This is a genomic window from Kitasatospora sp. NPDC054768 (genome assembly GCF_053612025.1).
Genome location: NZ_JBSHBN010000001.1, coordinates 24,802 through 49,608, shown reverse-complemented (window position 1 = coordinate 49,608; position 24,807 = coordinate 24,802). Strand labels below are relative to the sequence as shown.

The 24,807-nt window shown below is 73.0% G+C and carries 23 protein-coding genes, 1 pseudogene and 1 riboswitch; of the genes and pseudogenes, 3 read left to right on the top strand and 21 right to left on the bottom strand.

The annotated features are described in order from the left end of the window. Positions 1 to 68: 68 nt before the first annotated feature. From carB to pyrR, 6 genes are read right to left on the bottom strand one after another with little or no spacing between them, the layout of a single operon-like run. Positions 69 to 3,377 carry a carbamoyl-phosphate synthase large subunit gene (carB, locus tag ACWGKU_RS00215; protein WP_452178345.1) on the bottom strand — a complete coding sequence of 1,103 codons (3,309 nt, stop codon included), beginning with the start codon at positions 3,375 to 3,377 and terminating at the stop codon, positions 69 to 71. Further along, positions 3,370 to 4,527 carry a glutamine-hydrolyzing carbamoyl-phosphate synthase small subunit gene (gene carA, locus ACWGKU_RS00210; RefSeq protein WP_452178344.1) on the bottom strand — a complete coding sequence of 386 codons (1,158 nt, stop codon included), beginning with the start codon at positions 4,525 to 4,527 and terminating at the stop codon, positions 3,370 to 3,372. Before carA ends, carB begins: the two co-directional genes overlap by 8 nt. Beyond that, positions 4,524 to 5,087: a PH-like domain-containing protein gene (locus tag ACWGKU_RS00205; RefSeq protein ID WP_401052508.1), complete on the bottom strand. Its 564-nt coding sequence runs from the start codon at positions 5,085 to 5,087 to the stop codon at positions 4,524 to 4,526. The genes carA and ACWGKU_RS00205 overlap by 4 nt, the downstream gene beginning before the upstream one ends. Beyond that, positions 5,087 to 6,391, bottom strand: a complete 1,305-nt coding sequence (locus ACWGKU_RS00200; protein ID WP_452178343.1) for a dihydroorotase — start codon at positions 6,389 to 6,391, stop codon at positions 5,087 to 5,089. Before ACWGKU_RS00200 ends, ACWGKU_RS00205 begins: the two co-directional genes overlap by 1 nt. Then, positions 6,388 to 7,365: an aspartate carbamoyltransferase catalytic subunit gene (locus ACWGKU_RS00195; protein WP_401054179.1), complete on the bottom strand. Its 978-nt coding sequence runs from the start codon at positions 7,363 to 7,365 to the stop codon at positions 6,388 to 6,390. The genes ACWGKU_RS00200 and ACWGKU_RS00195 overlap by 4 nt, the downstream gene beginning before the upstream one ends. 5 nt (positions 7,366 to 7,370) lie before the next feature. Further along, positions 7,371 to 7,994, bottom strand: a complete 624-nt coding sequence (gene pyrR, locus ACWGKU_RS00190) for a bifunctional pyr operon transcriptional regulator/uracil phosphoribosyltransferase PyrR (protein ID WP_359897432.1) — start codon at positions 7,992 to 7,994, stop codon at positions 7,371 to 7,373. A gap of 330 nt (positions 7,995 to 8,324) precedes the next feature. Between pyrR and bldD the strand changes: the two genes are divergently transcribed. Further along, complete coding sequence (gene bldD / locus ACWGKU_RS00185; RefSeq protein WP_030056198.1) at positions 8,325 to 8,828, top strand: transcriptional regulator BldD; 504 nt, start codon at positions 8,325 to 8,327, stop codon at positions 8,826 to 8,828. A 154-nt stretch (positions 8,829 to 8,982) separates the two neighbouring features. On the opposite strand, the gene ACWGKU_RS00180 is transcribed toward bldD, so the two are convergent. From ACWGKU_RS00180 to ACWGKU_RS00155, 6 genes are all read right to left on the bottom strand, one after another. Then, the gene (locus tag ACWGKU_RS00180; RefSeq protein WP_401054707.1) at positions 8,983 to 9,900 is read right to left on the bottom strand and encodes a hypothetical protein; all 918 of its coding nucleotides are present in this window, start codon (positions 9,898 to 9,900) and stop codon (positions 8,983 to 8,985) included. A gap of 133 nt (positions 9,901 to 10,033) precedes the next feature. Further along, positions 10,034 to 10,858, bottom strand: a complete 825-nt coding sequence (locus ACWGKU_RS00175; protein WP_401054706.1) for a thioesterase family protein — start codon at positions 10,856 to 10,858, stop codon at positions 10,034 to 10,036. Positions 10,859 to 11,000: 142 nt separating this feature from the next. Further along, on the bottom strand, positions 11,001 to 11,438 hold the full coding sequence (gene nusB, locus ACWGKU_RS00170) for a transcription antitermination factor NusB (RefSeq protein ID WP_359897437.1): 438 nt from the start codon (positions 11,436 to 11,438) through the stop codon (positions 11,001 to 11,003). Between the two features lie 4 nt (positions 11,439 to 11,442). Then, positions 11,443 to 12,006 (bottom strand): elongation factor P, encoded by a 564-nt coding sequence (gene efp, locus ACWGKU_RS00165; RefSeq protein ID WP_359897438.1) that lies wholly within the window; start codon positions 12,004 to 12,006, stop codon positions 11,443 to 11,445. A gap of 78 nt (positions 12,007 to 12,084) precedes the next feature. Further along, positions 12,085 to 13,191, bottom strand: a complete 1,107-nt coding sequence (locus ACWGKU_RS00160) for a M24 family metallopeptidase (protein ID WP_380542680.1) — start codon at positions 13,189 to 13,191, stop codon at positions 12,085 to 12,087. Positions 13,192 to 13,571: 380 nt separating this feature from the next. Then, positions 13,572 to 14,687 carry a Nickel transporter NicT gene (locus tag ACWGKU_RS00155; RefSeq protein WP_401054638.1) on the bottom strand — a complete coding sequence of 372 codons (1,116 nt, stop codon included), beginning with the start codon at positions 14,685 to 14,687 and terminating at the stop codon, positions 13,572 to 13,574. 31 nt (positions 14,688 to 14,718) lie between these two features. After that, positions 14,719 to 14,931: riboswitch (cobalamin riboswitch) on the bottom strand. Positions 14,932 to 15,013: 82 nt separating this feature from the next. Here ACWGKU_RS00155 and ACWGKU_RS00150 point away from each other — a divergent pair. Both ACWGKU_RS00150 and ACWGKU_RS00145 read left to right on the top strand, forming a co-directional pair. Then, positions 15,014 to 15,397: an ArsR/SmtB family transcription factor gene (locus tag ACWGKU_RS00150; RefSeq protein ID WP_359897441.1), complete on the top strand. Its 384-nt coding sequence runs from the start codon at positions 15,014 to 15,016 to the stop codon at positions 15,395 to 15,397. A 58-nt stretch (positions 15,398 to 15,455) separates the two neighbouring features. Beyond that, positions 15,456 to 17,129 (top strand): hypothetical protein, encoded by a 1,674-nt coding sequence (locus tag ACWGKU_RS00145; RefSeq protein WP_452178342.1) that lies wholly within the window; start codon positions 15,456 to 15,458, stop codon positions 17,127 to 17,129. Between the two features lie 8 nt (positions 17,130 to 17,137). On the opposite strand, the gene ACWGKU_RS00140 is transcribed toward ACWGKU_RS00145, so the two are convergent. From ACWGKU_RS00140 to aroC, 9 genes and pseudogenes are all read right to left on the bottom strand, one after another. Beyond that, the gene (locus ACWGKU_RS00140) at positions 17,138 to 18,616 is read right to left on the bottom strand and encodes a hypothetical protein (RefSeq protein WP_452178341.1); all 1,479 of its coding nucleotides are present in this window, start codon (positions 18,614 to 18,616) and stop codon (positions 17,138 to 17,140) included. Positions 18,617 to 18,860: 244 nt separating this feature from the next. Then, positions 18,861 to 19,142: pseudogene (locus tag ACWGKU_RS00135) on the bottom strand (AAA family ATPase); the annotation flags it as partial. Positions 19,143 to 19,212: 70 nt separating this feature from the next. Beyond that, positions 19,213 to 19,539, bottom strand: coding sequence for a putative quinol monooxygenase (locus ACWGKU_RS00130; RefSeq protein ID WP_359897444.1), 327 nt, complete (start codon positions 19,537 to 19,539; stop codon positions 19,213 to 19,215). 137 nt (positions 19,540 to 19,676) lie between these two features. Then, on the bottom strand, positions 19,677 to 20,486 hold the full coding sequence (locus ACWGKU_RS00125; RefSeq protein WP_452178340.1) for an Fpg/Nei family DNA glycosylase: 810 nt from the start codon (positions 20,484 to 20,486) through the stop codon (positions 19,677 to 19,679). 147 nt (positions 20,487 to 20,633) lie between these two features. Then, positions 20,634 to 21,278 (bottom strand): AAA family ATPase, encoded by a 645-nt coding sequence (locus ACWGKU_RS00120; RefSeq protein WP_452178339.1) that lies wholly within the window; start codon positions 21,276 to 21,278, stop codon positions 20,634 to 20,636. Between the two features lie 295 nt (positions 21,279 to 21,573). Then, entirely contained in the window at positions 21,574 to 22,002 is a 429-nt protein-coding gene (aroQ, locus tag ACWGKU_RS00115) for a type II 3-dehydroquinate dehydratase (RefSeq protein WP_049653999.1), read from the bottom strand. Between the two features lie 8 nt (positions 22,003 to 22,010). After that, complete coding sequence (gene aroB, locus ACWGKU_RS00110) at positions 22,011 to 23,102, bottom strand: 3-dehydroquinate synthase (protein WP_359897446.1); 1,092 nt, start codon at positions 23,100 to 23,102, stop codon at positions 22,011 to 22,013. Continuing rightward, positions 23,095 to 23,616: a shikimate kinase gene (locus ACWGKU_RS00105; protein ID WP_380351178.1), complete on the bottom strand. Its 522-nt coding sequence runs from the start codon at positions 23,614 to 23,616 to the stop codon at positions 23,095 to 23,097. Before ACWGKU_RS00105 ends, aroB begins: the two co-directional genes overlap by 8 nt. Continuing rightward, positions 23,613 to 24,797: a chorismate synthase gene (aroC, locus tag ACWGKU_RS00100; protein WP_380351179.1), complete on the bottom strand. Its 1,185-nt coding sequence runs from the start codon at positions 24,795 to 24,797 to the stop codon at positions 23,613 to 23,615. The genes ACWGKU_RS00105 and aroC overlap by 4 nt, the downstream gene beginning before the upstream one ends. Between the last annotated feature and the right edge of the window lie 10 nt (positions 24,798 to 24,807).

Genomic DNA, 24,807 nt, shown 5'->3' with positions numbered 1-24,807 from the left:
GTGACGGGCGGGGCGGTCATGGCAGTGGGGGGCACCCGGCTGTTCCGGTGCCCCCCACTGCGGTGGTGCTACTTGCGGCCGGCGTTGATCAGCTCGGCGTGCTCCTGGAGCGACATCACCCCGACCTCGTCGCGCAGCAGCGCGTCCATGCCCTGCACGGCCGCGCCCATCGCCTGGACGGTGGTCAGGCAGGGCACCGCGCGGGCCACGGCCGCGGTGCGGATCTCGTAGCCGTCGAGGCGGCCGCCGGTGCCGTACGGCGTGTTGATGATGAGGTCGACCTCACCGTCGTGGATCAGCTGGACGATGGTCCGCTCGCCGTTCGGGCCCTCGCCCTCGCTGTGCTTGCGCACCAGCGTGGACGGGATGCCGCCGCGCTGGAGCACCTCGGCGGTGCCGGCGGTGGCGAGCACCTCGAAGCCGAGGTTGACCAACGCGCGGGCCGGGAAGACCAGGTTGCGCTTGTCCCGGTTGGCCACCGAGACGAAGACCTTGCCCTTGGTCGGCAGCGCGCCGTACGCACCGGACTGCGCCTTCGCGTAGGCGGTGCCGAACACCTTGTCGATGCCCATGACCTCACCGGTCGAGCGCATCTCCGGGCCGAGCACCGTGTCCACCCCGCGGCCGTGGATGTCGCGGAAGCGGCTCCACGGCATCACGGCCTCCTTGACCGCGATCGGCGCGTCGGCGGGCAGCGTGCCGCCGTCGCCCTCGGCCGGGAGCAGGCCCTCGGCGCGCAGCTCGGCGATGGTGGCGCCGAGCGAGATCCGGGCGGCGGCCTTGGCCAGCGGCACGGCGGTCGCCTTGGAGGTGAACGGAACGGTGCGGGAGGCGCGCGGGTTGGCCTCCAGCACGTAGAGGATGTCGCCGGAGAGGGCGAACTGGATGTTGATCAGACCGCGGACGCCGACACCGCGCGCGATGGCCTCGGTGGAGGTGCGCAGGCGCTTGATGTCGTGGCCGCCGAGGGTGATCGGGGGCAGCGCGCAGGCGGAGTCGCCGGAGTGGATGCCGGCCTCCTCGATGTGCTCCATGACGCCGCCGAGGTAGAGCTCGGTGCCGTCGTAGAGCGCGTCGACGTCGATCTCCACCGCGTCGTCGAGGAAGCGGTCGATGAGCACCGGGTGCTCGGAGATCAGGCCGGCGTGGCGCTCCAGGTAGGAGGCGAGCGAGGCCTCGTCGTAGACGATCTCCATGCCGCGGCCGCCGAGCACGTAGGACGGGCGGGCGAGCACGGGGTAGCCGATCTCGTCGGCGATCGCCTTGGCCTCCTCGAAGGAGAAGGCGGTGCCGTGCTTGGGGGCCGGCAGGCCGGCGTCGCGCAGGACGCGGCCGAAGGCGCCGCGCTCCTCGGCGAGGTCGATCGCCTCGGGCTGGGTGCCGACGATCGGCACGCCGTTGTCCTTGAGCGCCTGGGCCAGGCCCAGCGGGGTCTGGCCGCCGAGCTGGACGATCACACCGGCGAGCGGGCCGGCCTGCTGCTCGGCGTGGACGATCTCCAGCACGTCCTCCAGGGTGAGCGGCTCGAAGTAGAGCCGGTCGGAGGTGTCGTAGTCGGTGGAGACGGTCTCCGGGTTGCAGTTGACCATGACGGTCTCGTACCCGGCCTCGGCGAGCGCGAAGGAGGCGTGCACGCAGGAGTAGTCGAACTCGATGCCCTGGCCGATGCGGTTCGGGCCGGAGCCCAGGATGATCACGGCGGGCTTGGTGCGCGGGGCGACCTCGCTCTCCTCGTCGTAGGACGAGTAGAAGTACGGGGTCTTGGCGGCGAACTCGGCGGCGCAGGTGTCGACGGTCTTGAACACCGGGCGGATGCCGAGGGCGTGGCGCACCTCGCGGACCACGTCCGGCTTCAGGCCGCGGATCTCGCCGATCTGCTGGTCGGAGAAGCCGTGCCGCTTGGCGTGGCGCAGCAGGTCGGGGGTGAGCTCGGCGGCCTCGGCCAGCTCGCCGGCGATCTCGTCCAGCAGGAAGAGCTGGTCGACGAACCACGGGTCGATCTTGGTGTACTCGAAGACCTCCTCCGGGGTGGCGCCGGCCCGGACGGCGTCCATCACGGTGTTGATCCGGCCGTCGGTCGGCACGACCGCCTTGGCCAGCAGCTCCGCCTTGTCGCCGACGGGGCCGGCCCAGGAGAACTGGGAGCCCTTCTTCTCCAGCGAGCGCAGCGCCTTCTGCAGCGCCTCGGGGAAGTTGCGGCCCATGGCCATGGCCTCGCCGACGGACTTCATGGTGGTGGTCAGGGTGGCGTCGGCGCTCGGGAACTTCTCGAACGCGAACCGCGGCACCTTGACGACGACGTAGTCGAGGGTCGGCTCGAAGGAGGCCGGGGTCTGCTCGGTGATGTCGTTGGGGATCTCGTCCAGGGTGTACCCGACGGCCAGCTTGGCGGCGATCTTGGCGATCGGGAAGCCGGTGGCCTTGGAGGCGAGCGCCGAGGAGCGGGAGACCCGCGGGTTCATCTCGATGACGATGACCCGGCCGTCCTCGGGGTTGACCGCGAACTGGATGTTGCAGCCGCCGGTGTCGACGCCGACCTCGCGGATGACGGCGATGCCGATGTCGCGCAGGATCTGGTACTCGCGGTCGGTGAGGGTCATCGCCGGGGCGACGGTGATCGAGTCACCGGTGTGCACGCCCATCGGGTCGAAGTTCTCGATGGAGCAGACGACCACGACGTTGTCGTGCTTGTCGCGCATCAGCTCCAGCTCGTACTCCTTCCAGCCGAGGATGGACTCCTCCAGGAGCACCTCGGTGGTCGGCGAGAGGGTCAGGCCCTGGCCGGCGATGCGGCGCAGGTCCTCCTCGTTGTGGGCGAAGCCGGAGCCGGCGCCGCCCATGGTGAAGGAGGGGCGCACGACGACCGGGTAGCCGCCGAGCGTGTCGACGCCGGCCAGCACCTCGTCCATGGTGTGGCAGATAACCGAGCGGGCGGACTCGCCGTGGCCGATCTTGGCCTTGACGGCCTCGACGACGCCCTTGAAGAGCTCGCGGTCCTCGCCCTTGTTGATCGCCTCGACGTCGGCGCCGATCAGCTCGACGCCGTACTTCTCCAGCGTGCCCGCCGCGTGCAGCGAGATCGCGGTGTTGAGCGCGGTCTGGCCGCCCAGGGTCGGCAGCAGCGCGTCGGGGCGCTCCTTGGCGATGATCTTCTCGACGAACTCCGGGGTGATCGGCTCGACGTAGGTGGCGTCGGCGATCTCCGGGTCGGTCATGATCGTGGCCGGGTTGGAGTTGACCAGCACGACCCGCAGGCCCTCGGCCTTGAGGACCCGGCAGGCCTGCGTACCCGAGTAGTCGAACTCGGCGGCCTGGCCGATCACGATCGGGCCGGAGCCGATCACCAGGACGGACTTGATGTCAGTGCGCTTAGGCACGCTGGCCCTCCATGAGCTTCACGAAGCGGTCGAACAGGTAGGCGGCGTCGTGCGGACCGGCGGCCGCTTCGGGGTGGTACTGCACGCTGAAGGCGGGGACGTCGAGTGCCTGCAGGCCCTCGACCACGTCGTCGTTGAGGCAGACGTGGGAGACCTCGACCCGCCCGTAGGGGGTGTCGCTCACCTTGTCCAGCGGGGCGTTCACGGCGAAGCCGTGGTTGTGGGCGGTCACCTCGACCTTGCCGGTGGTCCGGTCCTGCACCGGCTGGTTGATGCCGCGGTGGCCGTACTTGAGCTTGTAGGTGCCGAAGCCCAGGGCGCGGCCGAGGATCTGGTTGCCGAAGCAGATCCCGAAGAACGGGGTCCTGCGCTCCAGCACGCCCTGCGCGACGGCGACCTGGTGGTCGGCGGTGGCCGGGTCGCCCGGGCCGTTGGAGAAGAAGACGCCGTCCGGGTTGACGGCGTAGACGTCCTCCAGGGTGGAGTTGGCCGGCAGCACGTGCACCTCGATGCCGCGCTCGGCCATCCGCTGCGGGGTCATCGCCTTGATGCCGAGGTCCAGCGCGGCGACGGTGAAGCGCTTCTCACCGATCGCGGGCACCACGTACGGCTCGGTGGTGGCGACCTCGGCGCACAGGTCGGCGCCCTTCATCTCGGGCGACTGCTGCACCCGGGCGAGCAGGGCGGCCGGGTCGGCCAGCGCCTCGCCGGAGAAGATGCCGCAGCGCATCGCGCCGCGCTCGCGCAGGTGGCGGGTCAGCGCGCGGGTGTCGATGCCGCTGATGCCGACGACGCCCTGGTGGACGAGTTCCTCGTCGAGCGGGCGCAGGGAGCGCCAGTTGGAGGCGACCCGGGCGGGGTCGCGCACGACGTAGCCGGCGACCCAGATCTGCTTGGACTCGTCGTCCTCGTCGTTCCAGCCGGTGTTGCCGATCTGCGGGGCGGTCATCACGACCACCTGGCGGTGGTACGACGGGTCGGTGAGGGTCTCCTGGTAGCCGGACATGCCGGTGTTGAAGACCGCCTCGCCGAAGGTCTCGCCGATGGCGCCGTAGGCCTGTCCGCGGAAGGTCCGGCCGTCCTCCAGGACGAGCACGGCAGGCACTCGTTCCCGCCGTTGGCGCTGCGTGGTGGGGGCAGGTGCGGTCATTGCGCGGCCTCTTCCGTCTTCGTCTTCGTACGTGTTGCGAGTCGAGCGATCGCCTCGACCCAGGCGGCGTGCTCGTCGGGGTGGTCGGCCCGGAAGCCGGAGTCCAGCTCGGTGCCCTCGTGCGCCCAGCTGACGACGAGCAGCCCGGAGGGGACGACCTTGCCGGCGATCCCGGAGTCCGTGCGGGCACCGGTCAGGTGCTCGGCCGGGATCCAGAAGTCGACGTCACCGGGGCGCTGCACCAGCAGGCCGTCCTCGCCGAGGGTGAGGTCGGCGCGGCTGCGGGTGCCCAGGCCGTGGGCGACGACCCGGTCGAGCCAGTTCCCGGCGGTGGTCGTGCCGTGGTACCGGCCGCTGGTCTCCAGGATGGTGCGTCCGGCGCGGTCCGGCACGGCCGGCAGCGGCGGGATGCCGGACTGCAGGGTGCGCCGCCAGTTCCATCCCTGGCGCATCAGCCAGTAGACCAGGCCGATCACGATCAGCAGGCCGATGGACCAGCCGATGTAACCGGGCCAGTCGGTGACCTTCGCCTGCTCCTGGGCGAGCGTGGCGTGGAGCATCACTCCGTGCCGCCCTGCTCGGCGAGCTCCCCGGCCAGCACGGTGGCGCGCCCGCGCAGGAAGGTGGCGTGCACCCGTCCGGGCAGGTCCAGGCCCTTGTAGGGGGTGTTGCGGCTGCGGGTGGCGAAGCTGTCCGGGTTCACGGCTCCACGGTACGCGGGATCGAACAGCACCAGGTTGGCGGGCTCACCCACCGAGATCGGCCGGCCGTGGCCGCTGAGACGGCCGATCCGGGCCGGGCGGTGCGACATCCGGTCCGCGACGGCCTCCCAGTTCAGCAGGCCGGTGTCGACCATGGTCTGCTGCACGACCGACAGCGCGGTCTCCAGGCCGACCATGCCCATCGCGGCCACGGCCCACTCGCAGTCCTTGTCCTCGGCCGGGTGCGGCGCGTGGTCGGTGGCGACGGCGTCGATGGTGCCGTCGGCCAGCGCCTTGCGCAGCGCCTGGACGTCCTCGGCGGTGCGCAGCGGCGGGTTCACCTTGTACACCGGGTCGTAGGTGCGGACCAGCTCGTCGGTGAGCAGCAGGTGGTGCGGGGTCACCTCGGCGGTGACGTCCCAGCCCTTGGACTTGGCCCAGCGGACGATCTCGACCGAGCCGGCGGTGGAGAGGTGGCAGACGTGCAGCCGGGAACCGACGTGCGCGGCGAGCAGCACGTCGCGGGCGATGATCGACTCCTCGGCGACGGCCGGCCAGCCGCCGAGCCCGAGCTCGCCGGAGACCTGGCCCTCGTTCATCTGGGCGCCCTCGGTCAGCCGCGGCTCCTGGGCGTGCTGGGCGACGACGCCGTCGAAGGCCTTGACGTACTCCAGGGCGCGGCGCATCAGCACCGCGTCGTCCACGCACTTGCCGTCGTCGGAGAAGACCCGGACGCCCGCGGCGGACTCGTGCATCGCGCCGAGCTCGGCGAGCTTCTTGCCCTCCAGGCCGACGGTGACGGCGCCGACCGGCTGCACGTCGCAGTAGCCGGACTCCTGGCCGAGCCGCCAGACCTGCTCGACCACGCCGGCGGTGTCGGCCACCGGGGTGGTGTTGGCCATCGCGTGCACGGCGGTGAAGCCGCCCATCGCGGCGGCCCGGGTGCCGGTGAGCACGGTCTCGGCGTCCTCGCGGCCGGGCTCGCGCAGGTGGGTGTGGAGGTCGACCAGGCCGGGCAGGGCGATCAGCCCGGTGGCGTCGATCTCGATGTCCGCCTCGACCGTCAGGCCGGTGCCGATCTCCTTGATCACGCCGTCGGCGAGGTGGAGGTCCTGCGGGGCGCCGCCCAGGATCTTGGCGTTGCGGATCAGGTAGCTGGTCACTGGGCGGTCTCCACGGAGTCGGTGCGGGCGGTGTCGGCGAGGGTGGCTCCGCCGAGCAGCAGGTACAGGACGGCCATCCGGACGGAGACGCCGTTGGCGACCTGCTCGATGGCGGTGCAGCGCGGCGAGTCGGCGACCTCGGCGGTGATCTCCATGCCGCGGACCATCGGGCCGGGGTGCATCACGATCGCGTGGTCCGGCAGCTGGGCCATCCGGCGGCCGTTCATGCCGTAGCGGCGGCTGTACTCGCGCTCGGTCGGGAAGAACGCGGCGTTCATCCGCTCGCGCTGCACCCGCAGCATCATCAGCGCGTCCGTCTTGGGCAGCACGGCGTCGAGGTCGTAGCTGATCTCGCAGGGCCAGTTCTCGACCCCGATCGGCAGCAGCGTGGGTGGGGCGACGAAGGTGACCTGCGCGCCGAGGGTGTTCAGCAGGTGGACGTTGGATCGGGCGACCCGGCTGTGCAGGACGTCGCCGACGATGGTCACGTGGCGCCCGGCCAGGTCGTTGCCGCTGCCCGGGTTGAGGTGGCGGCGCATGGTGAAGGCGTCGAGCAGCGCCTGGGTGGGGTGCTCGTGGGTGCCGTCACCGGCGTTGATCACACTGCCGTGCAGCCAGTCGGACTGGGCCAGCCGGGCCGGCGCGCCGGAGGCGTGGTGGCGGATGACCACCGCGTCGGCGCCCATCGCCTGGAGGGTCAGCGCGGTGTCCTTGAGGCTCTCGCCCTTGGAGACCGAGGAGCCCTTGGCGGAGAAGTTGATGACGTCGGCCGAGAGGCGCTTCTCGGCGACCTCGAAGGAGGTCTTCGTCCGGGTGGAGTCCTCGAAGAAGAGGTTGACGACGGTGCGGCCGCGCAGCGTGGGCAGCTTCTTCACGGCCCGGCCGGAGAGCTGGGCGAGCTCCTCGGCGGTGTCCAGGATCAGCAGCGCGTCGTCGCGGCTGAGATCGGCGGCGGAGACGAGGTGGCGCTTCACGCGGGTTACTCCGGGAGGTGCGGTTCGGAAGACTGGGGTGCCAGGGCCTGCGAGCTGCGGGCGGCGAAGTCGCGGTCGCCGACCAGGACGGCGTCCACGCCGTCGCTGTCGGACAGGCGCACCTGAACGGCCTCGCGCAGCGAGGTGGGGAGGTTCTTGCCGACGTAGTCGGCGCGGATCGGCAGCTCGCGGTGGCCGCGGTCGACCAGGACGGCGAGCTGGACGGCGCGCGGGCGGCCGATGTCGTTCAGCGCGTCGAGCGCGGCGCGGATGGTCCGGCCGGAGAAGAGCACGTCGTCGACGAGGATGACGAGCTTGCCGTCGATGCCGCCGGGCGGGATCTCGGTGTGCTCCAGGGCACGGGCGGGCTTCAGCCGCAGGTCGTCCCGGTACATGGTGATGTCCAGGGTGCCCAGCGGGATCTCGCGCCCGGTGATCTGGGCCAGCCGGCCGTGCAGGCGGCGGGCGAGGTGGACGCCCCTGGTGTGGATGCCGAGCAGCACGACGTCCTCCGCGCCCTTGGCGCGCTCGACGATCTCGTGCGCTATCCGGGTGAGGACCCGGGCGATGTCCGTGCCGTCCAGCACCTGGTGCGGTGCCCGGGGCGTCGGTTCATGGTGGGTGGTCATGCCGAAGCGGACCTCCTTCCCCGCCTCACGGGACGGGTCTTAAAGGATGTCTGGGACTGCCCCCGCCGACCGGGCGTGGGCTTCGGGCCATCCTAGCAGCGCGCCGGATCGCAAACAGACGGCCATCATTCCGCTTCCCGGGGTTAACACTCCGGACGCGCCGACGATGCGGGCCATTCGCACGACTGCCCCATTCGGCTTGACGCAACTACCTTACTCTACGTAACCTCACAGTGAGTTACGAGACGGACGTCGGACCCACCGGTAACGGCGTCGGCAATCGCCCGTGACCCACCACTGAACGCGAAGCAATCTCGTCCGGGGAGATCAATGTCCAGCGACTACGCGAAGCAACTCGGAGGCAAGCTCCGAGCGATCCGCACTCAGCAGGGTCTCTCCCTGCACGGTGTCGAGGAGAAGTCCCAGGGGCGCTGGAAGGCAGTCGTCGTCGGCTCGTACGAGCGCGGTGACCGTGCGGTCACCGTGCAGCGGCTGGCCGAACTGGCGGAGTTCTACGGCGTCCCGGTGCAGGAGCTGCTGCCCGGCGGTACGCCCGGCGGCGCGGCCGAGCCGCCGCCGCGCCTGGTCCTCGACCTGGAGAGACTGACCCAGGTCCCTTCCGAGAAGGCCGGCCCGCTGCAGCGCTACGCGGCGACCATCCAGAGCCAGCGCGGTGACTACAACGGAAAGGTGCTGTCGATCCGTCAGGACGACCTGCGCACCCTGGCCGTCATCTACGACCAGTCGCCGTCGATCCTCACCGAGCAGCTGATCTCCTGGGGCGTGCTGAACCCCGACGCGCGCCGCGCGGTGCGCGAGGAGGACGCGAGCTGAGGCTCGCCGCACCGGCTCCCGCCGGCGGATCCAGGGACGACCCGGCCTGATTTCCGGTCGTACCCGCAAGCAGAAACGTCACGGCGCGGCTCCCCTGACCGGGGGCCGCGCCGCGGTGTCGGGGCCCCCGGGACGGGGCCCCGAGGCGGAGCCGTCAGCAGACCGTTCCCAGGCTGTAGCCGGGCTGCGCCGCGACGCCGTCCAGCCGGACCGGCCGCTCGGCCGGCGCCCACTCCTGCCCGCCGCTCGACCAGGCCCAGGAGGCCTGCAGGTACTCCCCGCAGGAGGCGGCCGAGCCCTGCGAGCCGTGCAGCACCGCGACGCCCGGCAGCTCCAGGGCCAGCCCGGTGCAGAGCACCGCGCAGACCAGCTCCAGGTCCTCGTCGTTGATCCGGACCACGCCGTCCTCCCACTGGAGGACCCGAGCCGCGGCGGTCAGCCTCCCGCCGGGCGCGTCCACCCGCAGGCGCAGCTCGTACACGCCGGCCCCCGCGCCGACCAGCATCCGGCGGAACACCTCGCCCCCGCGCTGGTAGGCGGCGCGCACCCAGGCGGCGTGCTCCTCGTCGGGCGCGCCCGCGCCCCCGCACAGGCCCCCGTCGAGCAGCAGGTCGGCGTGGCAGAGCGTCAGCCCGTTCTCCCGGGCGCGCACCAGGCGAGGCACGAAGTCCCCGGCCAGCTCCTCGCCCTGATAGGCCAGCAGCTGGGTCTGCAGGGCCGGGTTGACCAGGTAGCGGTCGCGGGCGGCGGGCTCGGCCGGGTCCAGCCCGTGCAGCACGCAGAACTCCTCGAAGTCCTGCGGGTGGAACATCCGGGCCCGGACGGTGTCGAACCGCTCCAGCGCCTCGGCCAGCAGCTCGGCGGTGTCGGCCAGGTAGCGCTCGTGGTCGGGGGCGTCGGAGATCCCCCAGGCACGCGCCCGGGCGAAGTCCGCGGCGTTGGTCAGCACCCCGATGACAAAAGCCTGCTCGGCGCCGCCGGCCCGCTGTGGCCGGTGCGACGCCCGCACCGCGGGCCGCGAGCCGCCGGCGGTGCAGTCGGAGTTACGGCGGGCGCGACCCTTTTGACTCATCGGTGGCTCCTGGCTTCGGGGGTTGACGGTCCGCGGCACGCTCGCCGCTGACCGTCTTCCTCCCCATCCGCGCGCGCCGCACACGTACGGCGTGTCACAGGAATGTAACCACCGGTAATGCGGGGCCGCCGGGTCAGGGGCGGGGCGCCCGGGCCAGCTGGCGGGACTGCGCGACCAGGCGGCCGGACTCGTCCCAGACCTCCGCGTCCTCCTCGAAGTAGCCACCGGCCAGGTTGCGGGTCGCGTGGGTGACCCGCAGCCAGCCGGGCACGGGCCTGGCGCGCAGGTGGACGGTCAGCTCGATGGTGGGCGCCCAGCCCGGCATGCCGAGGTCGAAGGTGACCGGCGGCAGCGCGTCGGCGACCAGCAGGAGCAGCAGCGGGTCGGGCTCGCGGCCGTCGGCGAGCCGGAACCAGCCCTGGATCCGCCCGTTGCCGGAGGGCTGCCCGAGCGCCCAGCCGATGGTGGCCGGGTCCAGCCGCAGGTCGAACCGCTCCAGCAGGGCGGCCTGGGCGATCAGCTCCTTGGGCGCGTGCTCGACGCCGACGCACTGGTCCGGCGGCGGCAGCTGCGGCGGCCGCGCGCTGGTGCGCACCTCGCCGTCGGCGGTGGCGAGGTCGCCGTGGCTGGCCACCACCCGCAGCCGCTCGACGCCGTCCTGGCTGAGCGAGGCGGTGCCGGTGGACAGGCCGCGGCCGGTGCGCAGCACCTCGGTGCGGACGGTGGCCGGGCCGGGGGTGGAGGCGGACAGGTAGTAACCGCTGATCGACACCGGGTCCGGGTGGGTGCCGTGCTCCAGCGACAGCGCGTGTCCGGCCACCGCGAGCAGCAGTCCGCCGTTCACCCCGCCGCCGATCTGCCAGCCGGCGCCGAGCTCGGCGTCGTAGCGGCCGGCCTCCTCGGGGTGCCTGGTCAGGGCGATGCCCTGGTCGAACTCGCTGCGGATCGCGGTGGTCATCTGGGGGGACCTGCCCTTCACGCGTGGTTCCGGACGTCAAGTTACTGACAAGTAGGTCCCCACCCTACGCCGACCGGGTGAAACGCGGAACGGCCGCCGGACACCTGTTCGGGTCCGACGGCCGTCCGCGAGGTCCACCTGCCTACCGGCGGATGCTCGGCTTCAGCTCCAGGAAGCGGGCGAGCATGCCGTTGACGAAGGCCGGGGAGTCGTCCGTGGAGAACTCCTTGGCGATCTCGACGGCCTCGTCCAGGACGACGGCGTCCGGGACGCCGTCCTCCCAGATCAGCTCGTAGGCACCGAGCCGCAGGACGTTGCGGTCCACGATCGGCATCCGGTCGAGCGACCAGCCGACGGAGTACTGCTCGATCAGGTCGTCGATGCGACGAGCGTGCTGGACGTACCCCTCGATGAGCTCCATGGTGTACTCACCGACCTGCGGGGTGCCCTCGTCGGGCCTGGGCTCGCGGGCGCGGGCCACCCAGTCGGCGAGGACCTGCTGCGGGTCGACCCCGCGGTGGTCGGCCTCGAAGAGGATCTGGAAGGCCCTGGTGCGGGCCTTGCTGCGTGCGGCCGACACGGACTTACTTCACCCGGCCGAGGTAGCTGCCGTCGCGGGTGTCGACCTTGACCTTCTCACCCTTGGTGACGAAGAGCGGCACCTGGATCTCGGCGCCGGTCTCCAGGGTGGCCGGCTTGGTGCCACCGGTGGAGCGGTCGCCCTGGACGCCCGGCTCGGTCTCGGCGATGGTCAGCTCGACCGCGGCCGGGAGCTCGATGTAGAGGACCGAGCCCTCGTTCTGCGCGACGAGGGCCTCGAAGCCCTCCAGCAGGTACTTGGCGGCGTCGCCGACGACCGACGGCTCGATGGTCAGCTGGTCGTAGGTGTCCATGTCCATGAACACGAAGTTCTCGCCGTCCTTGTACGAGAACTGCATGCCGCGCTTGTCGACGTTGGCGGTCTCGACCTTGGTGCCCGCGTTGAAGGTCTTGTCGACGACCTTGCCGGTCAGGACCTCCTTGAGCTTGGTACGCACGAAGGCCGGGCCCTTGCCGGGCTTGACGTGCTGGAACTCGACGACGGACCAGAGCTTGCCGCCCTCCAGCTTGAGGACCATGCCGTTCTTGAGATCGTTCGTGGAAGCCACGGGCGCACTAACTCCTGTATAGCTGTCAAGGAACCAAGGGATTGCGTCCTGCCTTCCACGGCCCCCGGGGGGCCGCGGTCACAGGGCGAGGAGCTCCTTGGTGGTGATGGTGAGCAGCTCGGGCCCGCCCTCTTCGAGGGGGCGCACGACGAGCGTGTCCTCGATCCGGACGCCGCCCCTGCCCGGGAGGTGGACCCCCGGACCGACGGTGACCGGCACGCGGCTGTCCAGTTTACCCATGTCCGACGGACCGAGGCGCGGCGCCTCCCGGATCTCCAGCCCGACGCCGTGGCCCACCGGGTGCGGGGAGGCCTCGGTGTGGCCGGCCGCCTCCAGGACCTGCCGGGCGGCCCGGTCGGGCACGCACTGCTCCACGCCCGGTCCGAGCGCCTCCCGCCCGGCCCGCTGGGCCCGGAAGACCAGCCGGTGCAGCTCCACCTGCCAGGGCGCGGGGGCCGCGCCGATCACGAAGGTGCGGGCGGTGGAGACGCCGTAGCCGCGGTACTGGGCGCCCATCACCACGGTCAGGAAGTCGCCCTCCTCCACCCGGCGGTCGGTGGGCTGGTGGGCGGCCTGGCCGGAGTGGCTGCCGGTGCCGACCGAGACCGGGAAGGCGGCCCGGTCGGCGCCGTGGTCGATCATCCGGCGCTCCAGCTCCATCGCCAGGTGCCGCTCGGTGCGGCCGACCAGGATCGACTCCAGCAGCTCGCCCAGCGCCTGGTCGGCGATCTCGGCGGCGATCCGCAGGTCGGCGATCTCGTGCTCGTCCTTGACCACCCGCAGCCGCTCGACCGTCTGACCGAGGTCCACCAGCCGGGCCCCCTCGGTCAGGCCCCCCACCGCCCGGTGCCGGGTGACGGTCAGGTCGTGCTCCTCCACCGCCAGTCCCGACACCCCGGACCGCGCGGCGACGGCCGCGACGGCCAGCGCGGAGTCCGACCCGGCCGCCACCGGCAGCCGGGTGACGTCAGGGGCGATCAGGTGCTCCCCGGAGTCGTCCGGCGGCAGGTCGTCCGGCAGCGCGAGCAGCGCCCGCTCCCTGGTCAGCAGCAGGCTCGCCCCGCAGGGCGCGCAGCCCGTCAGGTACCGCACGTTCGCCGCACGGGTGATCAGCGCCGCATCGGCCCCGGCCGCACTGCAGTGCTCCCTCACCCGCTCCCGCCGCCCCGCGTACGCATCCGCCATGCGTCGAGCCTACGAACCCCCGGCCCGAAGCGCCCGCCGAGCACCCCCGGCAGAACCCCCAATACCCCTTGCACGCCCCCCTGTGCGACCGCGGCACCGTCCCCCTCGGGCCCGCACCCCGCCCCCCACGCAGCGTGCCGCCGAGGAGCCCCGCACCCCCCGGCGGTCCCTCGAACCCCCGCCGTCCGCTACGTTCCGTCACGGATCTGTCACTGCCGGTCCTGTGCGAGTACGACCCGGTCGCCGGCCGGCACGTCGCCTTCCGCGAGGAGCGCCGACCCGGGGCGCACCCGGCCCCCGGAACGCGAACGGCGCCTCCCCACCGCGGGGAAGCGCCGTTCCGGCGTGCGCGGGCAGGCCGCTGCTCGCGGCCGGGTGGCTCAGGAGCCCTCGGGCGTCCAGCGCTTCTCGACCCCGGCGAGCTTCCAGTACCCGATCGCGATCGCCCAGACGACCACGAACAGCCCGGCGATGGCGTAGCCGACGTTGTCCAGCGAGATGTCGGCGATGAACCCGGTGACCGGGTCGGTCAGATCGAGCTTCTCGTGCAGCACCCCGACCAGCTCGATGGTGCCGATGATGAAGGCCACCGCGATCGACAGACCGGTGATGGTCAGGTTGTAGTACACCTTCCGCACCGGGTTGGCGAAGGCCCACTGGTACGCGAAGTTCATGAACGTCCCGTCCAGGGTGTCGAACAGGCTCATCCCGGCCGCGAACAGCAGCGGCAGGCAGACGATCGCGTACCAGGGCAGCCCGGAGGCGGCACCCGAGCCGGCCATCACCATCAGGGTGACCTCGGTCGCGGTGTCGAAGCCCAGGCCCAGCACCATGCCCACCGGGAACATCTGCCCGGGCCGGGTGATCGAACGGGTCGCCCGGTTCAGCACCCGGGCCATGAAGCCGCGCGAGTCGAGGTGCGCCTCCAGCTCCTTCTCGTCGAACTTCCCGGCCCGCATCGAGCGGAACACCCTGAGGATGCCGAGCAGCGCCGCCAGGTTGAGCGCGCCGATCAGGTAGAGGAACACGCCGGAAGTGGTCGTCCCGATCACGCCGAGCCACTTGTGGGTGGTCGACTCGTCGTCCATCAGGGTGTTCGCCAGCTGCGCGCCGCCCGCCACCAGGGCGGCCATCACCACCACCATCGAGGAGTGCCCGAGGGCGAACCAGAAGCCCACCGAGACCGGCCGCTTGCCGTCCGCCATCAGCTTGCGGGTGGTGTTGTCGATCACCGCGATGTGGTCGGCGTCGAAGGCGTGCCGCATCCCGAGGGTGTACGCGGTGATACCCAGGCCCACCCCGAAGACCTGGGTACCGACCGCGTACTTCTCGGGTGCGACCAGGAAGATCAGCGTGCCGAAGGCCACCACGTGCATGGCCACGATCACCGCCATCAGCCCGGCGGTACGGACGGTGTCCTCGCGCCGCCACTGGAAGCTGGGCAGCGCGGAGGGGGCCGGTTCGGCCCCGGCGGCAACGGTTTCGGGCAGGGTCATCTGCGGATCACGCTCCAGCACCTCGTGGAAAACCTCGTGAGATGCCGTGGCCGGTCTCCTGGCTGACGGGACGCCCGTACCCGCCTTCCCAAGCGCGCGAGGCGCCCAGTGGCTCCGTGGGTACGGACGACGTTCCTCCGCGGACGGAGGAACGACCCGATCACAGTGGCGAGGGCCGCTCCGGGCTGGGACCCCTGAGGGTCCGTCACCGGTCTTCCCGAGCACCACGGCGGGGAACACCGTAGGGGCCACGCCCCGACCCGTGCAAGGTTGCGCACCTGCGCAGGTGTCCAGGATCACAGACCGCCGCCTGCGAGAATGTCCGCATGCATCTCGTACCGGCCGACCGCGCGGGCCACCGCACCATCGACGGGCACCGGGTCTGCGAGGCCATCGCCGCGATCGGCGACCCGGCCCACGTCCGGTCCTGGGCCGAGCGGTTCTCCCTGCTCGCCGACCCCGGCCGGCTCGCCCTGCTGCTCGCCCTCCACCGGGCCGGGCCGCTCGCCGTCACCGACCTCGCGGTCGCCACCGGCATGCGCGACCCCGCCGTCTCCCAGGCCCTGCGGCTGCTCCGCACGGCCGGCGTGGTCACCGGCGACCGGGACGGACGCGTGGTGCGCTACCAGCTCGTGGACGAGGCCATGCGCCCCCTCCTCGACGAGTGCGCCGCCGGCGAACACCACGAGCCCACCGCGGCCACGGGCTGACCCACTGGCCCGGCCCCGGAACCGCGCCGCGGCCGGAACGGATGAGTACGATCATGACGTGCCGTCCCGCCCCCACGCCTGGCCCGCCGACCGGTGGAACACCCGACCGGTCAGGGCCCGCGTGCTGGCGGTCGCCCGCACCCTCACCTCGGCCACCCGGGTCCTGGACGTCCTGACCCTGCTGAACCCGGACGGCATCGAGCGGTACTTCACCGTCAACCCCGGCTCCGCCTTCGCCGACCGCGCCCTGGACGAGTACCTGCACGGCCTGCCCGGCTTCACCGTGCTGGACTGGGAGGACGCCGTCAGCCGCCGCTTCGACCTGGCCGTCGCCTGCGCCGTCCACTCCTCCATGCACCGGCTGGACGCCCGCCTCGTCGTCCTCCCGCACGGCGTCGGCTACAACCGGCTGGTCACCGAGTCCACCGGCGACACGGTCACCGCCGCCGGTCTGTCCCGCAACGAACTCACGCACCGCGGAAGGGTGTTCGTGGACGTCCTCGGCCTCTCCCACCCCGAGCAGCTGGACCGGCTGCGGGACTCCTGCCCCGAGGCGCTGGACGTCGCCCGGGTTGTCGGCGACCCCTGCTTCGACCGGATGCTCGGCAGCCGGCGCTCCCGCGACGGCTACCGCGCCGCGCTCGGTGCCACCGGCGGCCGACGGCTCGTCGTCGTCAGCTCCACCTGGAGCGAGCACTCCTTGTTCGGCCGCCGCCCGGACCTCCCCCGGCGGCTGGTCCGCCGGCTCCCCGCCGACGAGTACACGGTGGCCGTCGTCCTGCACCCCAACGTGTGGAGCCGCCACGACCCCGAGGCGCTGCTCGACGACGCCCGCCGGATGGGCCTGCGCCTGATCCCGCCCCACCAGGGCTGGCAGGCCGCGCTCGTCGCCGCCGACTGCGTGATCGGCGACCACGGATCGGTCACCGTCTACGGCGCCGCCCTGAACCACCGCACCCTGCTCGTCGCCACCGGCGCCGCCGAACTCGACCCCCGCTCCCCCGGCTACGCCTTCGGCCAGGCAGCGCCCGTCCTCGACCCGGACGGGGACCTCGCCGCCCAGGTCGAACAGGCCCTCGCCCGGGCCCCGGCCGACCTGAGCGCGATCACCGACCGCTCGCTCGCCCACCGCGGCGAATCCGCCCGGCTGCTGCGCCCGCTGCTGCACTCCTTCCTGGCCGGGCTGGACGAGCCCGGGGACGAACCGGCCCTGCCGCCCTACCCCAGGCCGGCCCCGTGCCCCGGCACCGTCGACCGGCCCACCGCGTACGACGTCGAGGGCCGGAGCGAGGGCACCGAGGTCAGCCTGCGGCGCTACCCCTTCGACCCGCATGACCACGCCCCGCGCGGCTTCCACGCCCTCACCGACGAGCACCCGGGCGACGCCCTGCGCTACACCGCCGAGGTCCTGACCCGCACCGAGGTGCACGCCGAACGCCCCGCCGCCCGCTGGCTCGCCGACTCCGCCGCCGAACTCCCCGGCCTCGCCGTCGCGGTGGCCGCCCTCGGCCCGGCCCGCCACCTGCTCCGACTGCGCGGCGGCCTGCTGCTGGAGGCCCGCGCCGAACCGGACTGGACCTGCCCCGACCCCGCCGTCGACCCGCTGCTGCTCGGCTCCGCCGTGGCCTGCTGGCTCGCCGACGGCGGCGACCCGGCCGGCCTCCCCCGGCACGGCCTCACCGTCCGCACCGGCGAGCACCGCACCCGGGTGTCCTTCCGCACCGGACCCTGAGAAGGGCGCTACTCCGGCAGCTCCCGCAGCCGCGCCCGGCTGCGCTCCGCGAGCTCCGCGTCGTCCAGCTCCTCGGCGAGGGCGAGCAGCAGGGTGTGGGCCTGCGCCTCCTTCGCGTACTGGCCGCGCTCCTCGGCCCGCCGGGCGCAGTCGCCCGCGTGGGCGGCGGCGAGCTCCGGCTGCCCGAGCGCCCGGTGGGCCCGGGCGCGGACCAGCGGCAGCTTCATCAGCATGTCCTCGTCCCGCGTCCGATCGGCCTGCGCGGTGGCCTCGGCCAGCCGGGCCAGCGCCTCCTGCGCGCGGCCGTCGGCGATCAGCGCCTGCGCCAGGTTGTAGCTCTGGACGATCTCGCCGTGCTCGTCGCCCCGGTTCGCCGCCAGAGCCAGCGTGAACCGCCGCACCGCGTCGCCCGGGCGGCCGTCGGCCAGGCAGAGCAGACCGTCCGTCTCGTGGAGCACCCCCACCACCCGACGGTCGGTCACCAGCGGGACCTGCTCCGCGGCGAGCGCCAACTGCTCGGCGGCGAGCCGGTATTCCATGCGGTCGAAGTGGGCCCGGGCGAGCTGGTTGCGCATCCGGACCACGGCGGCCGGCTGGTTGTCCCACTGGGCCGACTCGATGCCGAGCCGGTGGGTGGCGATCCAGTCCTGGTAGAGCCTGCGGTCGTGGTACAGCAGCCAGAGCGACTCGCACAGCCGCCACACCTCGCCGTGCCACCCCTGCCGGGCCGCCTCTTCCACCACCGCGCGGAAGTTGGCCCGTTCCGCGTACAGCCACTCCAGGGCCGCGGTGTCGGAGGCGAAGCGGGGCAGGTCGTCGCCGCTCGGGTCCTGCAGGCGGAGCCTGCTCCCGGCCATCGCACGGTCGGCGACCGAGGCCCTGCCCCGGTAGTAGGCCACGACGGCGGCGAGGAGTTCCCCGCGGCCGGCCAGTTCCCGGGTCCGGCCGTAGGCGTGCAGCCGCACCACGTCGTGGGCCCGGAAGCGGTCCTCGCGGTCGCCGTCCACCACCTCGTCCAGCACGTGGACGCCCCGAAGCTCCCCGATCGCCTGCCCGGCCAGCTCGACGCCGACCGCACGCGCCAGTTCGGCGGAGACGAAGGGGCCGGGGTGCACGCCGATCAGGTGGTAGAGCGCCCGGCCCGGCGCCGACAGCCGCTCGTAGACCAGGTCGTAGGTCGCGCCGAGATCGCTCTCCTCGTCCTCCAGCATCGCCAACCTGCCCTCCCGGTCGTGCAGTTCGGCCACCACCCGGCCGACCGGCAGGTGGTCCCGGTCCAGCAGCTGGCTCCCGACCGCGTTCAGCGCGAGCGGCAGCCCGCCGCACAGCTCGACCAGTTCCGCCAGTTCCCCGTCGGTGCCCCGCCCCGGGCCCACCCAGCCGCGCACCAGCTCGGCGCCCGCCCTCGCGCTCAGCGGGCCGAGCCGGCGCACCACGGCGCCGTCCGTCCGCAGCGCGGGCAGCCGCCGCCGGCTCGCGACCACCACCAGCCCGCAGGCCGGGAGCAGCGCACGGACCTCCGCGGCGTGCTCGACGTTGTCCAGGAAGAACAGGCACCGGCGCTCGGCGGTGGCGGTGCGGAACGCCGTGAACCGCTCGGCCTCCGCGGCCGGGGGCTCGGTGCCGAGGGCGCAGGAATCCGGCCAGCAGCTCGGGGAGGTCCACCCCGCCCTGGTGCCGGTAGGCCTTCAGGTCGGCGTAGAGGTCCCCGCCCGGGAAGTGCTCCCGGTGCTCCTCGGTGAACCTCGCGATCAGCTCGGTCTTCCCGACCCCGCCGAGGCCGGTGAACACCACGACCCCGAGTCCGCCCTCCACGACCCGTCCCAAGGCCTCGGTCAGCGCGGCGAGTTCCGGCTCCCGGTTGACGAACGGGCCGTGCGGGGACCGGATCTGATGCGGCCTCGGCACCGCCCGCGGCTGGTGCAGGTGCAGCGCCCCGATGCTCCCGGCCTGCACCACGTGGCCGCCCACCGTGGCGCCCGACACGGTGTTGGCCACCTCCTGCCGCTCCATCCGCCTGCTCCCTCCGGCCGGTCGGCCCCAGCCTACGGGCTGGGCACCCGGCCGGAGGGGCACTCGGACGTCACCGGGGGGTGATCTCGCCCATCTCCGCCCAGCCGTCCAGGCCGGGGATCTCGGTCGAGACGATCCGCGGCTTGGCGGCCACCGCGTACGACAGCTCCTCCATGGCCTTGGCGAAGTGCGCGGACTCCACGTGCTCCTTGCCCGCGTCGCCGTCGCGGAACGCCTCGACCAGGACGAACTCGTTGGGGTCGTCGACGCTGCGGGACCACTCGAAGAAGAGGTTGCCGGGCTCCTGGCGGGTGGCCCGGGTGAACTCGTCGACCAGGCCCAGCCACTCGTCGGCGCGCTCGGGGCGGACCGGGAACTTGACCGTGATGAAGATCATGGGACTTCCTTTCGCTCCACGTTCACACGTGGCCGTGCGGACAGGGGCGCGCGGCTCGGCGCGCTCGACGTCCATCGTCGCAGCTCAGAAGGGCTGTCCATGACACGGGGGCAGCACGCGTCACGATCGGGCGCCCGTCACGCCGACTGGCAGCCCGGGCACCAGAAGAGGTTGCGGGCGGCGTGCTCCTCCGTCCGCACGTCGGTGCCGCAGACCAGGCAGGGCATGGCGGCCCTCCGGTAGACGTACACCTCGCCGCCGTGGTCGTCCACCCGGGGCGGGCGGCCCATCGCCTCGGGGGTGTGCTCCGGGCGGACGGTGTCGATCCGGCCGGCGGTGACGCCCTCGCGCATCAGGGCGACCAGGTCGGCCCAGACCGCGTCCCACTCCCGGCGGGTGAGGTCGCGCCCGGCCCGGTGCGGGTCGATGCCGTGGCGGAACAGCACCTCGGCCCGGTAGACGTTGCCCACCCCGGCCAGCACCTTCTGGTCCATCAGCAGTGCCGCGACGGTCGTCCGGCTGCCCGATATCCGGCGCCAGGCGGCCTCCGGGTCGGCGTCGGCGCGCAGCGGGTCGGGGCCCAGCCGGGCGGCGACGGCGGCCTTCTGGCCCTCGGTGACGAGCGCGCAGGTGTTGGGGCCGCGCAGGTCGGCGTAGCCGTCCTCGTTCTCCAGCCGCAGCCGGATCAGTCCGACCGGCTCGGGCGCCGGGCCGGTGCCGAAGGTGAAGCCGCCGTAGAGGCCGAGGTGGACGTGCACCCAGGCGCCCTCCTCGAAGCCGAGGAAGAGGTGCTTGCCGGTGGCCTCCGCACCGGTGAGCAACTGCCCGTCGATCACCTTGGCCTCGTCGGCGAACCGGCCCTGCGGGCTGGAGACCCGCACCGGGCGGCCGCCGAAGGCCTTCCGGTTCTCGGTGGCGAGGCGGTGGATGATGTGGCCTTCGGGCACGGGCGTCGGCTCCTCCGGGCGCGGCGACATGACCCGTCCATCATCGCAGCCGGCTCCGACAGCTCCGCGACGCCGCAGGCCGGCGGGCCGGGAAGGCGCGACCCGGCGGACCGGGAAGGCACGGCTCCCGCGGGCCGGGGCGGCGGTTCAGCGGACCGGGATGCCCATCAGCCGGGCCAGGATGACGCGGTCCAGCTCGGCGGCCGTCCCGGCGACGTCCAGGGAGGAGTTGTCGATGATCGGCAGCCCGGAGTTGTACCAGCCGGCCATCCGCCCGTGGATGCGGGCGACCTCCTCGTCCCCGAGGCGGCGGTTGCCGCTGCGCCGGGCGTTGCGGTGCAGGACGGAGTCCAGGCTGGGCAACAGGACGACCGGGATCATGCCGGGGCCGATGTGCCGCTTCCAGCCGCCGAGGCCGATCGCCGGGCGGTCCGGGAAGACGGCGTCGTCGATGATGCAGGAGATGCCGTTGGCCAGGTAGTTGCGGCAGGCGAAGCCGCAGGTGCGGCGGGCCAGCCGGTACTGCGCCTCGGAGGCGTTGTTCCAGCCGGACTGGGGGTTGGCGAAGCCGGACTGCACCCACTCGCGGACGTCGTCCAGGCTGATGTGCGCGGTCGGGGTGGGCCGCCGCTCGGCCCAGTGGCGGGCGACGGTGGTCTTGCCGGCCCCGGCCGGTCCGATCAGCAGGACGGCGATCGGCCCGGTGGCCGCGTGCTGCCGCGGCGGGTGGGTGGGCAGTTGGACGGGCGCGCCGGACGGCAGCACGAAGTGCCCGGTTCCGCCGGCGGGCACCGGGGCGCTCGGCGCGGGTGCGGCCGCGGGGGCCGGGGCGGAACGGGCGACGGGCCCGGGAGCGGCGGGGGCCGCGGGCGCCGGCCGGACCGGCGGGGACGGAGGGGCGAGCGGCGCCCCCGACGACGTCCCCCGTGTCCCGCCCCCCGGCGGCACCGGTGGAGCGACGGGACGCGGCGGGACCTGCCCACCTCCGGCGTACTGCGTCACGGCACCTCCCGACACCTCTCAGCGGGGACACTACACGGCGGCCCGGCGGCGGGCACAGTCCGCCGCCGGGCCACCGCCCGTACCCTCAGCGGGTGGTGAGCCGCTCGGCCAGCGCGCGCAGCGCCAGCTCGTAGGAGCCGAGCCCGAAGCCGGCGATGGTGCCGGAGGCCACCGCGGCGATCACCGAGGTGTGCCGGAAGGTCTCCCGGGCGTACGGGTTGGAGATGTGCACCTCGATCAGCGGCGCGGTGCGCTGGGCCGCGGCGTCCCGCATCGCGTACGAGTAGTGGGTGAACGCGCCGGGGTTGATCACCACCGGCACCTGCCCGTCGGCCGCCTCGTGCAGCCACTCCACCATCTGCTGCTCGGAGTTGGTCTCGTGCACCTCGACCTCGAAGCCGAACTCCTTGCCCAGCGCGGTGCAGCGCTCGACCAGTCCGGCGTACGAGGTGGCGCCGTAGACGTCCGGCTCCCGGCTGCCCAGCCGGCCCAGGTTGGGGCCGTTGAGCACCATCACCCTGGTCACGCCGAGACCTCCGCGTACGCGGCGACCAGCAGCGACGGGTCGGGGCCCTCCAGCACCGAGGTCTTGCCCAGGCCGTCCAGCACGATGAAGCGGATCAGGTCGCCGCGCGACTTCTTGTCGATCTTCATCGCGTCCAGCAGCTTCGGCCAGGCGTCCGCCCGGTAGCTCAGCGGCAGGCCGACCGAGGCCAGCACGGTGCGGTGCCGGTCGGCCGTCTCGTCGTCCAACCGCCCGGCCAGGCGGCCGAGTTCGGCGGCGAAGACCATGCCGATGGAGATCGCGGCGCCGTGCCGCCACTTGTACCGCTCGTTGCGCTCGATGGCGTGACCGAGGGTGTGGCCGTAGTTGAGGATCTCGCGGCGGCCGGACTCCTTGAGGTCCCCGGAGACCACGTCGGCCTTGACCTGGATGGCCCGGCGGATCAGCTCGACGGTGTGCGGCCCGGCCGGCGTCCTCGCGCCCTCCGGGTCGGCCTCGATCAGGTCGAGGATGGCCGGGTCGGCGATGAAGCCGCACTTGATGACCTCGGCCAGGCCGGAGACGTAGTCGTGCTTGGGCACGGTCTCCAGGGTGCCGAGGTCGGCCAGCACGCCCACCGGCGGGTGGAAGGCGCCGACCATGTTCTTGCCCTCGGCGATGTTGATGCCGGTCTTGCCGCCGACGGCCGCGTCGACCATGCCGAGCAGCGTGGTGGGCATGGAGATCCAGCGCACCCCGCGCAGCCAGGTGGCCGCGACGAAGCCGGCCAGGTCCGTGGTGGCGCCGCCGCCGAGGCCGACCACGACGTCGCTGCGGGTGAAGCCGGTCTGCCCGAGCACCGACCAGCAGTACGCGGCGACCTCGACGCTCTTGGCTTCCTCGGCGTTGGGCACCTGCAGCGCGATGGCCTCGTAGCCCTCGCCGACCAGGTCGTCGCGGATCGCGTCGGCGGTGGCGGCCAGCGCCTCCGGGTGGATGATCGCGACCCGCTTGGCCCGGGCACCGATCAGCGGCGCCAGCTCACCGAGCAGCTGGTGCCCGATCAGCACGTCGTACGGGTCGTGGCCGGCGCTGCCGCCGACGTGGATCCTGACGGTGGTGTCAGTCATGGGGGGTCTTCAGCTCCAGTGCTTCCAGTACGGCGTCCGCGACCTGCTCCGGGCTGCGCCCGGCGGTGTCGACCACGGCGGTGGCCACCTCCAGGTAGAGGGGGCGGCGGGCCTCCATCAGCTCGCGCCAGCGGGCCCGCGGATTGACGGCCAGCAGCGGGCGCGGGGCGTCCAGGCCGACCCGCTTGACGGCGTCGGCGAGCGGGACCTCCAGGAGGACCACCGGCAGCTCGTGCAGCAGCGCACGGGTGGCCTCGGCCAGCACCGCGCCGCCGCCGAGCGCCAGGACCCCGTCGTGCCCCTCGGCCGCCGCGCGCACGGCCGCCGCCTCCAGCGCGCGGAAGTGCGGCTCGCCCTCGTCGACGAAGATGTCCGGGATCGGCTTGCCGACGGTCGCCTCGATGTCGGCGTCGGTGTCCCGGAAGCCCACGCCCAGGCGCTCGGCCAGGACCCGCCCGACGGTGGACTTGCCACTGCCGGGCGGGCCGACCAGCACCACAACGGGACTGGTCATCGGATGATCAGGTTGTCGAGGTAGCTCTGCACGTTGCGGCGGGTCTCGGAGACGTTGTCGCCGCCGAACTTCTCGTTCACCGCGTCCGCCAGCACCAGCGCGACCATCGCCTCGGCGACGATGCCCGCGGCCGGCACCGCGCAGACGTCCGAGCGCTGGTGGTGCGCCTTGGCCGGCTCGCCGGTGCGCACGTCCAGGGTCTGGAGCGCCCGCGGCACGGTGGCGATCGGCTTCATCGCGGCGCGCACCCGCAGCACCTCACCGGTGGACAGGCCGCCCTCGGTGCCGCCGGAGCGGCCGGAGGTGCGCTTGACGCCCTCGGCGGTCGGGACGATCTCGTCGTGCGCCTTGGAGCCCGGCACCCGGGCCAGCTCGAAGCCGTCGCCGACCTCGACGCCCTTGATCGCCTGGATGCCCATCAGCGCGGCGGCCAGCCGCGCGTCCAGCCGGCGGTCCCAGTGCACGTGCGAGCCGAGGCCCACCGGCACGCCGTACGCCAGCACCTCGACCACGCCGCCCAGGGTGTCGCCGTCCTTGTGGGCCTGGTCGATCTCGGCGACCATCGCCTTCGAGGCGTCGGCGTCCAGGCAGCGCACCGGGTCGGCGTCCAGCCGCGCCTCGTCCGAGGGCAGCGGCACCACACCGGCCGGCGCCTTGGCGGCGGCCAGCTCGACCACGTGGCTGACGATCTCGATGCCGGCCACCTCGCGGAGGTACGCGCGGGCGACGGCGCCCAGCGCGACCCGGGCGGCCGTCTCCCGGGCGCTGGCGCGCTCCAGGATCGGCCGGGCCTCGTCGATCGAGTACTTCTGCATGCCGGCCAGGTCGGCGTGGCCGGGCCGGGGGCGGGTGAGCGCCTCGTTGCGGGCCAGGCCCGCCAGCACCTCGGGGTCGACCGGGTCGGCCGACATGACCTGCTCCCACTTCGGCCACTCGGTGTTGCCGACCATGACCGCGACCGGGCTGCCCATGGTCAGACCGTGCCGGACGCCGCCGAGGAAGGTCACCTCGTCCTGCTCGAACTTCATCCGCGCCCCGCGGCCGTAACCGAGCCGGCGGCGCGCCAGCGCGTCGGCCACCACAGCGGTGGTGACCGGTACACCGGCGGGCAGGCCTTCCAGCGTCGCGACGAGTGCGGGGCCGTGCGACTCCCCCGCCGTCAGCCAGCGCAACGTACCCAACGGAGCTCCT

Coding starts and splice junctions, on each gene's coding strand:
- ACWGKU_RS00160 (WP_380542680.1), bottom strand. CDS start 13,191: ATGGCGGATGCGTACGCGGGGCGGCGGGAGCGGGTGAGGGAGCACTGC.
- aroB (WP_359897446.1), bottom strand. CDS start 23,102: ATGACTGACACCACCGTCAGGATCCACGTCGGCGGCAGCGCCGGCCAC.
- ACWGKU_RS00205 (WP_401052508.1), bottom strand. CDS start 5,087: ATGCTCCACGCCACGCTCGCCCAGGAGCAGGCGAAGGTCACCGACTGG.
- ACWGKU_RS00180 (WP_401054707.1), bottom strand. CDS start 9,900: ATGAGTCAAAAGGGTCGCGCCCGCCGTAACTCCGACTGCACCGCCGGC.
- bldD (WP_030056198.1), top strand. CDS start 8,325: ATGTCCAGCGACTACGCGAAGCAACTCGGAGGCAAGCTCCGAGCGATC.
- carA (WP_452178344.1), bottom strand. CDS start 4,527: ATGACCGCACCTGCCCCCACCACGCAGCGCCAACGGCGGGAACGAGTG.
- pyrR (WP_359897432.1), bottom strand. CDS start 7,994: ATGACCACCCACCATGAACCGACGCCCCGGGCACCGCACCAGGTGCTG.
- aroQ (WP_049653999.1), bottom strand. CDS start 22,002: ATGGTGCTCAACGGCCCCAACCTGGGCCGGCTGGGCAGCCGGGAGCCG.
- ACWGKU_RS00130 (WP_359897444.1), bottom strand. CDS start 19,539: ATGATCTTCATCACGGTCAAGTTCCCGGTCCGCCCCGAGCGCGCCGAC.
- ACWGKU_RS00155 (WP_401054638.1), bottom strand. CDS start 14,687: ATGACCCTGCCCGAAACCGTTGCCGCCGGGGCCGAACCGGCCCCCTCC.
- ACWGKU_RS00175 (WP_401054706.1), bottom strand. CDS start 10,858: ATGACCACCGCGATCCGCAGCGAGTTCGACCAGGGCATCGCCCTGACC.
- ACWGKU_RS00150 (WP_359897441.1), top strand. CDS start 15,014: ATGCATCTCGTACCGGCCGACCGCGCGGGCCACCGCACCATCGACGGG.
- ACWGKU_RS00105 (WP_380351178.1), bottom strand. CDS start 23,616: ATGACCAGTCCCGTTGTGGTGCTGGTCGGCCCGCCCGGCAGTGGCAAG.